Below are 12552 nucleotides of genomic sequence, written 5' to 3' on the forward strand. Positions count from 1 at the left end.
GTCTGGTCCGGGCGGTCTGTGACGATGCGGCGACGGGCGGAGTGCACGCGCGCCGCACCACGGGCGGCGGGTGCCGCCCGAGGTCGGGAGGTGGGAGCGTTACGCGCGGACCGGCGCCGCAGCGAGCGGTTCCTCGTCGGTGGTGGCCGGAGCCTCGATCTGCGACGCGCGACGCGAAGGCAGCAGGCGATGCTTTCGCGGTCCGCCGAGCGATCCGGTGAGGCGGTCGAGCAGGATGGCCACGATCACGACGGACAATCCCGCTTCGAAGCCCAGCCCGACATCGATCGTCTGGAACGACGCGACGATCGGACTGCCGAGCCCGGGCGCGCCGACCATCCCGGCGATCACGACCATGGAGAGGGAGAGCATGATCACCTGGTTGACGCCGGCCATGATGCTCGGCCGGGCCAGAGGGAGCTGGATCTGGCGCAGGATGCGAGTCGGAGACGCGCCGAAGGCCTGCCCCGCCTCGACCACCTCGGGGTCGACTTCGCGGATGCCCAACTCGGTCAGCCTCACTCCTGGGGCGATCGCGAACAAGATGGTCGCGACGATGCCGGGGACGACGCCGACGCTGAACAGGATGATCGCCGGGATGAGATAGACGAAAGCGGGCATCGTCTGGAGGAAGTCGAGGATGGGCCGGACCACCGCAGAAGCGGCGGAGGAGCGCGCCATCCAGATGCCGAGCGGGAGGCTGATGGCGATGGCGATGATCGTCGAGACCAGAGTGAGTGAGATCGTGTGCATCGTGTTCTCCCACTGGTCAACGCCCAGGATCAGGACGAGGCCGATCAGCGTGCCGATGCCGAAGATCCAGCCGCGTCTCCACACTCCGAGCGCAACGAGGGCCACCATCACGACCCAGAAGGGCGGCGTGGCGAAGATCCAGTCCACACCCTCGTAGAACGATCCGAGGACGGTGCTGATGACGTCGAACACACCCTTGAGGGCCGACGTCAAGAAGTCGACGAACTGCTCGACACCGTGCCCGAGTGGAATCCGGAATCCATTCATCGCGCTTCTCCTTCCGTCGCGATTCCCTCGAGGGCGGCGGAGGTCGCCGTCATCCGGAGAGTCTCGGTCACCACGTCGACGGGGATGGTCGCCGGCGGATCGACCACGGTCAGTTCGGCGGTGTTCGACGGGACGTTGCCGAGCGCGGCGAGCAGCGTGACGCGCGGGATGGCGCCGAGCAGTCGGCGCGAGCCGTCGACCACCGCGACCGGGAGGTCGCTTCCGACGGCCGGTTCGAGCACGTCGGCGAGCGTCGCCTCACGCTCGACGGTCGACAGGTCGTGCAGGAGGACCGAATCCAGGTCGGCGTCTCCTTCCCGCACCAGGCGCATGACGTCGCGGTCGCGGACGACGCCGCGGAGGACACGGTTGTTGCCGACGACGAACGCCGCGGAGGTCTGCAGGTCGCGCATCGTGCGGAGCGCTGCGCGTGGACCCGCCGACCGGCTCACCACCGAGCGGACGGGCTCCATGACCGCCTCGGCGGTGAGGACGCGGGCCCGGTCGACATCCTGGACGAATTGCGCGACGTAGTCGTTCGCCGGGTCCGTCAGGATGTCGTCCGGAGTCCCGACCTGGACGATGCGCCCGTCGCGCATGACCGCGATGCGGTCGCCGAGGTACATCGCCTCGTTGAGGTCGTGGGTGATGAAGACGATCGTCTTGCCGAGCTCGCTCTGCAGCTCGAGCAGCTGCTCCTGCATCTCGCGGCGGATCAGCGGGTCGAGCGCCGAGAAGGCTTCGTCCATCAGCAGGATGTCGGTGTCGGCCGCCAGCGCCCTGCCGAGGCCGACGCGCTGCTGCATGCCGCCGGAGAGCTCGTGAGGAAGCTTGCCCTCCCAGCCGCTGAGGCCGACGCGGTCGATGACCTTCTGCGCCCGCTCACGCCGCTCGGCCGGGGCGATGCCCTGGATCTCGAGGGCGTAGGCGACGTTGTCGATCACCGTGCGATGCGGGAGCAGCGCGAAATGCTGGAACACCATCGAGACGCTCTTCGTGCGGACGTCCCTCAGCTTCGCGGCGGGCAGGCCCGCGATCTCGGTTCCCTGGATACGCACGCTTCCGCTCGTCGGCTCCAGGAGCCCGTTGAGCATTCGGATCAGCGTGGACTTGCCCGAGCCGGACAGGCCCATCACCACGAAGATCTCGCCAGCGTTCACCTGGAAGGAGGCGTCGATCACCGCCGCGGTGCCCGCCGAGGAGACCGCACGGCGGCTCTCGCCCTCGGCCAGGCGGCGGACGGCATCATTCGGGTTGCGCCCGAACACCTTGTACACATTCTTCGCCTCGACGGCGTAAGTCTCGGTCACATCGTCTCCGTAAGCATGCGGCGACGCTTCGTCCGTCTCCGCGGCTTTCGAGTTCTCGGGCCGGGTCGCGATGGGAGCGGCGAGCTCACGGATCCGTGGGGCTTCACACGCCACCACGGCCGGCTCGCTGCCAGTGCGGTATTCGGGACCGCACCCGCCATCGTCGGACCATACGCTCGCGTGAGGTTCGAACTGGTCGCTCACACGCTCGCGGACTGGTTGGAAAAACACCTCGTTTGGGGTACGAGGCCGTCAAGCACCGTATCAAATGCGCGACGCCCGCGCAGGTGACGAGTCATCTTTCAGGCAGTATGTGGGGCGACTGACCCCCGCACATCCGCACCAGCATGCGGATGCGCGGTGTTACCGATTCGTTACCACATAACGATCGATATGAACTGATCCTTGTCATTGATAACCCTCGTGATGCTCGTGGCGCCTCGCGCGACGAGCCGGACCACTACTTCCCCGTCAGCATCCACCCGCGGTACGAGGGATCTCCCGCGAACGGGCGGTCAGTCGAGACGCCGGTATCGCCCAACCCTGTATTTCTTATCGTGAGTGGCGATGAGGATAAAGATCACACCGAACAGGCAGGCCAACCCCGCGAAAACATACGAAGCGGTGTTGTTGGACGTGATAGCAAAGACGGTCACGCATGCTGCAAGACCAAGCCAAGCGAATCCGGTCCAGAGCCGCGGCAAACCAAACGACCACCTCATCCAACGGGGAAGGTCATGCGACTTACTCATTTCTCATCCTCGACAAGCAGTGATATTGGGCAGTCCCTGGGTAGCGACGTATCCGATCGCACCGGAGAGGAAGCGGACCAACCAGCCGGGACCATAGAGCGTTCCCAGCCCAACACCGATCGCAATGTAACAGTCGGGGGTGCCGAACGCCTTGGGGTTGGCGGGAGTTCCGTAGCCGGTAAGCGCGATGGTCTGGACCTTTGCGCCGTTGATGTACTTCTGCAGATACGAACCTTTGCATGTGTTGAGCGCGGTCCCCGGCTGAAGGAAGTAGCTGCTGCCATTTCTGAAGCACGCAGTTGTACGAGTACACACCGGTCGACGGGTCAGCGACGACGGGGAACGCGGTGTGCTCGGTGAACTCGATCACCTGGGTGACGGTACTCCCGTGCACCTCGTAGTTGGTCGGCACGGCCTGACCATTAGCGTCCTTCGCCCAGGCTTCACCGAAAACCCGCAGCGGCGACCCGTCCGCTGCGACAACCGCAACAGTACCGTTCGCATCCTGCGTGAGGGTCGCCCCCTGGGGAACGCCGATCGGGTAGTCGTACCGTCTCGGAGCGTTGGCATTGTCGATCACCGTATTGATCTGCAGGGTTCCGTCAGCCTTGATGAGCGGGACGGTGGTCGAGCCGTTCTTGTTGTCGTACGCCACGACGCCCGGAAGCTGCGAGTCCGTCGCGTCGGACGCGTGCTGGGCAAACGGCAAACCGATCTGAACCGAGTCCCCGAGCGAGAGGCCGTCGGTCGGGTCAGCCGGGACCACAACCCTGCCGCCCTCGACGGTGGCGGCCGCGGCGGTGAAGCTGTCCCTACTCGTCGCGGCAAGGCCGGAAAGCGACTCAGGCGCGACACCTTGGATCGCGGCCACCGCATCCACTGCGTTGACCTCCTCCGCGTCCAGCGCGGCGAACCCGGTCAGGCTTGCCGCGATAACGCAGACCCCGGCCAGCGTTGCGGCTGACATCAGTACACGAAACTTCTTCATTGAGTCGTTCGTTCCCTTCGTTCAACACCGAACGAAATGAACTGGGGTTGTCCGTCACCCGGCAAACCGGAACGGTCGGCAGTTCACTACTCCCGGTCGGTTAGGCCTGTTACTCCTTGAGACACAGCCAGCCTCAGTTCATGACGCAGAGCCGTGAACTTTTTCAGCAACGCTCGACGCTGCGCCTGCTCGGCGGGGACTCGCCGGTCGAAGGGGTGTTCAGGTCTCGACGAGGGCGCGGTGCACGCGGTCGGTCCATTCGACCAGCCCCGGGAGCAGTTCCGGTGCCCGACGGTAGCGCGGAGCGCATGGCGGCTCGTCTGTCTTGGGAGTGATTGCGCCGGCCCGCGGTAGTCTGCTGGGTAGAACAGGGAGGTCTCGGGGTTGGACATTCTCAGCGTGCTGCACGCGATCGGGGTGGTCGTCTGCCTCGTCCTCGCGCTCACCGGGCTCATCCCGGTCGTCGCGGCCGCCGCGACGTTCGTGGTCATCCCGTTCCACGCGTGGGTCAACCACTACGGGAAGGCGGCACCCTACCTCCCGCGCGTGGCTATCATCGTCCCGGCCTGGAACGAGGGCGCGGTCATCGGCGCCTCCATCGACCGGCTGATGATGCTCGACTATCCCCGCGAATCGCTGCGCATCTACGTGGTCGACGACGCGAGCACCGACGACACCCCGGATGTGGTTCGCGACCGGGCGGAGCAGTACCCCGGCAACGTCCACCTGCTCCGACGCGAGCAGGGCGGCCAGGGCAAGGCGCACACGCTCAACCACGGCATCGCGAAGGTGCTCGAGGACGACTGGATGGAAGCGCTCCTGATCATGGACGCCGACGTCATCTACACCCCCGAGTCGCTGCGCCGGATGACCCGCCACCTGGCCGACCCCGACGTCGGCGCCGTGTCGGCGTACATCAGCGAGGGCAGCCGCGACCGCAACTACCTCACCAAGTTCGTCAGCGTCGAGTATGTACTGTCGCAGCCCGCCGCTCGCCGAGCGCAGAACGTCCTCGGGGCGCAGGCCTGCCTCGCGGGCGGTGCGCAGCTCCACACCCGCGAGAACCTCCTCGCGATCGGCGCCCGCATCGACACCTCCTCGCTGGCGGAGGACACGATCACCACGTTCGAGACGCAGCTGCTGGGCAAGAAGGTCGTCTTCGAGCCGCACGCGCGCGTGCTCGCCGAGGAGCCCCGCACGGTGGATGCGCTGTGGAAGCAGCGGCTGCGCTGGGCGCGCGGCAACGTCACGGTGACGGCGCGCTACTCGAAGGTGTGGTTCCGCCCGTCCCGCCTCCACCACCTGGGCGACATCAGCTTCGGCATCGTCTGGTTCAGCCTGTGGCTGCTCCCGCTCATCATGATCCTGTCGTCGGTCGGCCTCGCCGGCCTGCTGTTCCTGCAGGATGAGATCGCCACAACGGTCTTCCGGGTGCTCTGGATCACCGCGGCGCTCGCCTACCTGTTCGTCCTCATCCTCGGCTCGCAGACCGACGGCAAGACCACGAGGCACGAGCTGGGCAACGTCCTGCTGTTCCCCGGCATCGTCAACATGCTGGTCATGCTCACCGCCCTCTTCCCGCCGGTGATGCTGGTGTGGCTGCCCGGGTTGTTCGGCGTGACCCTCAGCGAACCGGCCCTGTTCGCGATCACGCTGGCGATCTACATCTGGATCCCGTTCTCGATGGTGGTCGCCTGGCTGGCACGGAAAGCGGAGAAGGTGCGCGCCGGACGCTGGCTGTCACCCGCTTTGATCTACCTCGCCGGGTACGGCTCCCTGCTCTGCGCGATCACTTTCGACTCCTACCTGAAGGAGCTCGCCGGCGCCGAGGCGCGCTGGGACAAGACGGAGAAGGTCGGCCGGGTCGCCGCCGGCTGAGGTGGTACCGCGGGATGACATCCTGCGGATGACGCGCCCGCCCGGCGATGAGCCTCCCGGCCGATGCCCGCGCGCCGCCACGCGGGCAGGGTGGGATCATGACCTCAGCTCCCACGGCAGCGCCCCCGGCCATCGTCGCCAGCGCGCTCACCAAGACCTATGGCCCCTCCGTCGCCCTCGCCGGCATCGACTTCCGCGTCGCACCCGGCGAGTCGGTCGCCATCATGGGCGCCTCCGGCTCGGGCAAGACCACCCTGCTGCACTGCCTGGCCGGCATCGTCGCCCCGGACAGCGGGTCGGTGTCGCTGGCGACCGCGACCGGCCCGCTCGAGATCACCGCACTCGATGAGGCGGGCCGTTCCCGTCTGCGGCGCGAGGCGTTCGGGTTCGTGTTCCAGCAAGGGCTGCTGCTGCCCGAGCTGACGGCCGTGGAGAACGTCGCGCTCCCGCTCATGCTGACCGGGGTGGACCGTCGCGCCGCAGAGCAGACCGCGGCCATGTGGCTCGCCGCGCTCGGTCTCGCCGGCTACGAGACCCGCCGCATCGGCCAGCTCTCCGGGGGCCAGGCGCAGCGCGTGGCGATCGCCCGTGCCCAGACCACCGGCGCCGCCGTCGTGTTCGCCGATGAGCCGACCGGCGCCCTCGACTCGCAGACGTCGGCGGAGGTGATGGATGCGCTGATCCGGTCGACGACGGAACGCGGGCGGTCGCTGGTCGTGGTCACGCACGATGAGACGGTCGCCGCCCGGTGCTCGCGCGTTCTGCGCCTCGCGGACGGACGCATCGTGGACGAGGTGAGCACGCGATGACCACCCTGCGACTCGCCTGGCTGTTCGGCCGGCGCAGTGTCTCCGCCCGCTCCACCGTCGTGCTGCCGGTCGTCGCGTTCGCGGTCGTGACGGCGCTGCTTCTCATCGTGGCGGGCGGAGCACAGGCGTTCTTCTCGTGGACCGACGACATCGCCGGCCTCTACCAGGTGCTCGCGGTCATCGCGCTGTCGCTGCTGGTGGTTCCGCTGGTCGCGCTCGGCGGCTCGGCGGCCCGGCTGTCGGCGCGACGGAGAGACGACCGGCTCGCCAGTCTCCGTCTGCTCGGCGCGACCCCCGCCCTGGTGACCGCACTGACGGTCATCGAGTCGACCGTGCTGGCCGTGGCCGGCGCGATCGCCGGCGTCGTGCTGGCCCTCCTGGCATCTCCGCTGGTCGCGCTCATCCCGTTCCGCGGTGAGCCGCTCGGAATGTCCATCCTGCTGTCGCCGCTGTGGATGGCGGTCACCGTCGCTGCGGTCGGGGCACTGGCGGCCCTGAGCGCTGTCGTCGGGCTGCGCGGTGTCATCCTGTCGCCGCTCGGCGTCCGGACGCGTCAGCAGGCGCCACGCGTGCACTGGGTCCGCGCCCTGATCGCGATCGGAGTCGTGGTGCTCGTCGCCGTCGCCATGACCGCACTGCGTGCCGCGGCCGACATCGGGATCGTCATGGTCGTCCTCGCGGTCGGATTCGGCGGGAGCATCGCCGTCCTGAACCTCGTGGGGCCGTGGGTGCTTCGGGTGGTCGCCACCGGGCAGGCCCGCCGGGCGCGGACCGCCCGCCGGCTCCTGGCCGCCCGGGCGGTGCTCGAATCGCCGAAGGCCGCCTGGCGGCAGGTGTCCGGCGTCGCGATGACGAGCTTCATGGCCGTCTTCGCCGGGGTCGGGGTCGCACTCATGGATGCGGCGGGCGACTCGGGCGACCCCCAGTCGCGGCTGCTGGTCGGCGACATCCGCACCGGCGTGCTCATCACGGTCATCGCGTCGTTCCTGATGGTCGCCTGCTCGGCGGGCGTGAACCAGGCGGCCGCTATCCTCGACCGCCGCGACCTCTACGTGAGCCTCGACCGGATCGGCATGCCCGTCGGCGAGATGAACGCCGCGAGGAGCCGCGCCGTGATGTCCCCGCTGCGGGTGACCGCGATCGGGTCGGCGGTGACGGCGGCCGTCGTGGTGTTCCCGCTGACCGGGGCGAGCCTCCTGCTGTCTCCCCTCACCCTGGTGAGCGTCGCGGCGTGTCTCGCCGCGGGCGTGCTCCTCGTGTGGGCGGCGCTGCGCGCGACGCGGCCCGTGCTGAGACGGGTGCTCGCGGAGCCGTCGCCGAGCCTCTGAGGACGGAGGTCACCTCGGTACTACTCAGCGCGCCGGGCTGGACCGCGGAACGGTCGGGCGTTTCTACTCAAGTGCACGATCTTCGCTACGGCACTGAGGAGAGACCCGATCGCTCCGGGAAAGTCGGTACCTAGAGTACGCAAGTGTCGAACATCGCCGCCGCCCAACCGACCCCCGAGCCCTCCGAGCCGCCGGACATGATGGCGACCCCGGGCATGGTGGCCGAGACCCGCCGCCCGCGCGACCGTCGGTCTCGAAGCGGGCGGCGCGATCGCAGCCGGCGCGACGGAGTCCCGGGCGGCGACCGCAGCCGCAACCCCTTCCGCAGCCCGGCGCTGGGCAGCCTTCTCATCGGTGTGATCGCCTGGCTGCTCACCGTGCTCCGCACGCTCTGGCCCACGGTGACCGGCCTGGCGGACAACGGCGACGGCCAGCGTTACGTGTGCCAGTTGGGCCTGGTGCCCACCGACGCGTCCCTGCCGCGGGCGTGGTCGTTCGCCATCCTCGATTGGATGCCGGGCGCGGTGAAGGACTGCGTCGCCTATCCGTCCAGCCAGGTGTGGCTCCTGCGGGCGAATCGCTGGCTGACGGAGGCGCTCGGCGGTGCGCCGGGGCATGTCGACCTGCGCTGGACCATCCTCGGCTACACGGTGGTGATGGGTGCTCTCGTCGGGGCGTTCGCCTTCGCGGTACGCCGCGGCGCGCTGTCCCGCGTCCTGCTCGCCGGCGCTTTCTGGCTGGTGCTCACCGACCCGGCCTGGGCGAACTACGCCGGAAGCAACTTCGGCGAGTTCCCGGGCATCCTCGGGGTCGGCATCATCTCCGTCGGTGCGGTGCTCGTCGGCACGAGCGGTCTGAAGCAGTATGTCGGGCTGGCGATGGTCGGGGTCGGGTCGCTCCTCGCGGTCACCTCCAAGACGCAGGGGGTCACGCTGCTCGTCCCCCTCGCCGTCTTCCTGTTGTGCGTCACCCTGCGCTGGCGACCGTCGAACGGCGGGGTGCGCTGGTGGCGTCCGGCGCGGCTGGCCGGCGCCGGCGCGGGGCGAGTCCTCGGCATCGCGCTGGCGGCAGCGCTCCTCGCTCCTGTCGGGTGGATGCTGGCCGACAACCCGAAGGAGTTCCAGGCCATCAATCCGTGGGAGGTCATCTCCGTCGGGATCCTGGGCGCCAGCGACGATCCCGCGAAGGATCTCCGCGAGATGGGTCTCCCCGAGGAGCTCTCGAAATTCGCCGGCGACTCCGTGTGGGTGAAGGACAGCATCATGCAGTCTCCGGAGTGGGAGAAGTACAAGCACCTCATGACCTACGAGGTGGCGGCACGATTCCTGCTGGCGCATCCCGATCGTGCGTATGCGATCGCGCAGAAGGCGGCTGTCGACTTCTGGAAGGCGCGACCCGGCTACCTCGGCAGCTACACCGCCGACAGCGGTCATGCGGCGCAGTCCATGGACGTCTCGCCGGTCGCGGAATTCTCGCGGGCGTTGTCGTGGGGCGGGCTCCCGCTGCTCGCCCTGGTCTGGATCGCGCTCGCCGTGATCGGCGTCCGGCTCATCGTCCGGAGTACGCCGGGGTCACCACGTCGCGCCTTCGCCTCCGCCGCCGTCCTCATGGTGTCCTTCGCGATCGTGCAGTTCTTCACGGCCGCGTTCGGCGAGGCGATCGAGAACACCAAGCACATGGTCTACGGAGTCCAAGCGCAGTCGATCGCGACGGTCTTCCTCGTCGCGAGCGCCCTGCATCTGCCCGACATCCCTCTGCCTGTCGGCCGTAGACGCGCCGCTTTAGACTCCCCGCATGGAGGAGACGCACCCCCGCCCGAGTGACTCGGGGGTGGCGGACGCCTCACGGAGAGACGCGCCGATCTCCTCCTTCGCAGCGCCCGCGGACCGGTCCGCGATCATCCGTCGCGGGCGCCCTCCGATGTCCGCCGTGTCGGTGGTGGCGCCCGCGGGCTACGGCAAGACGGTGCTGCTGGAGCAGTGGGCCGGACGGGATGGCCGGCTCGGCATCCCGGTGCCGCTCTCGGCCGCCGATGCCGACCCCGCGACCCTGACCGCGTCCGTCGCGGCCGCGTTCGCGCGGGCGCTCGTGAACGAGGCCGGGACCGCTGACGGGCTCGGCGTGCACGTCGAGTTCGCGTCGATCGCCGCGCATCCGGGGTCGGGGCGGAGCGTCCTCGCCCGCACCGCTGTCCGGCTGCAGGCGCTGATCGTCGCCATCGATCGCCCTTTCGTGGTCCTCGTCGACGACGCGGACCACGCGGCGGCCGACGCCTGCCAGGACGTCTTGGAGGTGGCTTTCGCGCGCATCCCGCCGGGGTCACTGCTCGTGGTGGCCGGTCGCATCCGGCAGCCCTTCCTGTCCCGCCTCCGCGTCGCCGGTCGCGTCGCGGATGTGGGGGCTGCCGATCTCGCGCTCGACGCGGTCGAGATGCGGCGCGTCTTCGACGGCGTCGGCGCGCCGACGCTCTCGGAGGCCGACGCGGTGCGCCTCCGGGAGCGTACGGAGGGGTGGGCCGCCGGCATCGCGCTCGCCGCCATCATCGCTCGGGACGGTGGCGACCCGCTGGGGGTTCTGGGGGATGACGGCCCGGTCGCCGAGTTCCTGCAGCGCGCGGTCGTCGCGTCGCTGAGTGCCGACGAGTTGTCGTTCGCGCGCGAGTCCGCCGTCTTCGACCCGATCGTCCCGGCCGAGTGCGACGCCGTGCTCGGCCGGACGGATTCGGCCGAGCGGTTGCGTGCCCTGGAGTCGCGGGGGCTTCTGCTCGCGCCGCTGGACGTCCGCCGCACGGCGTACCGCTACCATCCGCTGTTCCGCGAGTTCCTGCTCGGCGGGCTGGCACGCTCCGAGCCGTCGCGCGAACGCGAGCTGCACCGGGCGGCCGCCCGCCGGTGCGAGGACGGTGGCCGTCTTCCTCCGGCGATCGATCACCTGCTCGCGGCAGGCGATCGCGAGCATGCGGCGCGTCTGGTGGCCGAGTGCGCATTCCGTTCAGGCGAATCGGGCGATCGCGCGGCTGTCGACCGCTGGCTGGGCGACCTGGGCGACGCGGCCATCGCGGCGTTCCCTCCGTTGATGGTGGTCGCCGGCTGGTGGGCCGCTCTCGATGGCCGCCCGCGTGAGGCCGACCGGTGGGACGATCTGCTGGGGAGCCGGACCTTCGCGGGGCCGGCGGTTCCCGGGTTTCCGCCGTTCGCGTCGGCGCGCGCGCTGCTGCGGGTCCTGCTCTGGCGGCACGGTCTCGGTGGCGCCGTGCACGACGCCACGTGCGCTCTGCAACGTGAGCCGATGTCGGGCGAGTGGCGGGATCATGCGCTGCTGCTGCACGGTTGGACGCTTCGCCTCGGCGGCGACCCGGCCGGGGCGCTCGCCGAGTTCGAGGAGGCGTGCCGGCTGGCGGCGGTTGCCGGACACGCGACGACGCTCGTGCTGAGTGCTTCGGAGTTGGCGCGGTTCGCGTTCGACGCCGGTGCTCGCGCCGACGCCGACCGCCACCTCGACCGGGCTCTGGGCGCGGTGGACGCGGCCGGCCTGGACGGCACCGCTGCCGCGTGCTTGGCGCGGGCGGTTGCGGCGCGCCGCGCGCTGCGCAGGTACGACCGCTCTGCCGCCGAACGGCTGGTGACGGCCGCCATGCGGGACCGCGGGGCGTGCACCTACGCGGTGCCGGTGCTCGCGGTGGAGGTGCGCATCGAGCTGTGCCGCGCGCACCTGGCGCTGGGGGATCCCGCAGCCGCCGCGCATCTGCTGCACGAGATCGACGACGTGCTGTGGCTCCGGCCGGGGCTGGGTGCGCTGGAGGGCGCTGTCGACGATCTGCGTGAGGACGTGCGACGCAATTCCGCGGTGCTCGGCCCATCGCCGCTGACCCCGGCGGAGTTGCGGCTGCTCCCGCTCCTGCAGACGCACCTGACGATCGCGGAGATCGCTGCGCGCCTGTTCGTCAGCCGCAATACGGCAGGGACCCAGATCGGTGCGATCTACCGGAAGCTCGGCGTGACGACGCGCAGCGCGGCCGTGGAGCGGGCCGCGGAGGTCGGTCTGCTCGGCTGAGCTCCGGCCGGGGCGCCGGAAGGTCCTAGGCGTCGGCGGGAGCGCCGAGGTCGTCGTCGGGGTCGAGGGCGACGAGGAGGTGCTGGGCCGCGGACACGGCTCTGGGCAGGCCCACGGTCGGTGTGATGGCCAACAGGGCGTCCGCGAGCTCGGGCACCGTGAGCTGCGCGCTGATGGCCTCGTCGACGGTGGCGGAGAAGGACGCGCTGCTTGCTCCGGTGGCGACGGTGGCGGCGAAGCGGACGAGCGCGGCGTCCCGTTGCGAGAGTGGTGTCTCGGCCGGGTCTCGTGTGAATGCGACGCTCAAGACACCCGGGTCGTGGATGGCCAGCCGCCGCAGGATGTCGCTGTGTTCCACGGAGTCGCTCCTCACGATCTGCGGGCGGCGGGGCCGCCTGTCGCCTTTCATTCCAC

At 69.6% G+C, this 12552-nt stretch carries 9 protein-coding genes; 5 read left to right on the forward strand and 4 right to left on the reverse strand.

Going from position 1 to position 12552, the window contains the following annotated elements; all coding sequences use genetic code 11:
• Nucleotides 1-99: 99 nt before the first annotated feature.
• The 3 genes from BJ963_RS11725 to BJ963_RS11735 form a co-directional block, all read right to left on the reverse strand.
• Nucleotides 100-1020: an ABC transporter permease gene (locus BJ963_RS11725; RefSeq protein ID WP_179456792.1), complete on the reverse strand. Its 921-nt coding sequence runs from the start codon at nucleotides 1018-1020 to the stop codon at nucleotides 100-102.
• Nucleotides 1017-2330, reverse strand: coding sequence for a betaine/proline/choline family ABC transporter ATP-binding protein (locus tag BJ963_RS11730; protein ID WP_179456794.1), 1314 nt, complete (start codon nucleotides 2328-2330; stop codon nucleotides 1017-1019). The genes BJ963_RS11725 and BJ963_RS11730 overlap by 4 nt, the downstream gene beginning before the upstream one ends.
• Nucleotides 2331-3074: 744 nt before the next feature.
• Entirely contained in the window at nucleotides 3075-4070 is a 996-nt protein-coding gene (locus BJ963_RS11735) for a hypothetical protein (RefSeq protein WP_246298042.1), read from the reverse strand.
• A 399-nt stretch (nucleotides 4071-4469) separates the two neighbouring features.
• Here BJ963_RS11735 and BJ963_RS11740 point away from each other — a divergent pair, with 399 nt between their 5' ends.
• The 5 genes from BJ963_RS11740 to BJ963_RS11760 all read left to right on the forward strand — a co-directional run bounded on the left by BJ963_RS11740 (nucleotide 4470) and on the right by BJ963_RS11760 (nucleotide 12138).
• The gene (locus BJ963_RS11740; RefSeq protein WP_179458121.1) at nucleotides 4470-5948 is read left to right on the forward strand and encodes a glycosyltransferase; all 1479 of its coding nucleotides are present in this window, start codon (nucleotides 4470-4472) and stop codon (nucleotides 5946-5948) included.
• 98 nt (nucleotides 5949-6046) lie between these two features.
• The gene (locus tag BJ963_RS11745; RefSeq protein WP_179456796.1) at nucleotides 6047-6757 is read left to right on the forward strand and encodes an ABC transporter ATP-binding protein; all 711 of its coding nucleotides are present in this window, start codon (nucleotides 6047-6049) and stop codon (nucleotides 6755-6757) included.
• Complete coding sequence (locus BJ963_RS11750) at nucleotides 6754-8085, forward strand: ABC transporter permease family protein (RefSeq protein ID WP_179456798.1); 1332 nt, start codon at nucleotides 6754-6756, stop codon at nucleotides 8083-8085. The genes BJ963_RS11745 and BJ963_RS11750 overlap by 4 nt, the downstream gene beginning before the upstream one ends.
• 143 nt (nucleotides 8086-8228) lie before the next feature.
• Nucleotides 8229-9908, forward strand: coding sequence for a glycan biosynthesis hexose transferase WsfD (wsfD, locus tag BJ963_RS11755; RefSeq protein WP_179456800.1), 1680 nt, complete (start codon nucleotides 8229-8231; stop codon nucleotides 9906-9908).
• A complete protein-coding gene (locus tag BJ963_RS11760) occupies nucleotides 9880-12138 on the forward strand; it encodes a LuxR family transcriptional regulator (protein ID WP_179456802.1) in 2259 nt (752 codons plus the stop codon). The genes wsfD and BJ963_RS11760 overlap by 29 nt, the downstream gene beginning before the upstream one ends.
• A gap of 25 nt (nucleotides 12139-12163) precedes the next feature.
• On the opposite strand, the gene BJ963_RS11765 is transcribed toward BJ963_RS11760, so the two are convergent.
• Nucleotides 12164-12496 (reverse strand): hypothetical protein, encoded by a 333-nt coding sequence (locus tag BJ963_RS11765; RefSeq protein WP_179456804.1) that lies wholly within the window; start codon nucleotides 12494-12496, stop codon nucleotides 12164-12166.
• Between the last annotated feature and the right edge of the window lie 56 nt (nucleotides 12497-12552).

The sequence above is a fragment of the Leifsonia soli genome (assembly GCF_013408745.1).
Taxonomy (GTDB): Bacteria; Actinomycetota; Actinomycetes; order Actinomycetales; family Microbacteriaceae; genus Leifsonia; species Leifsonia soli.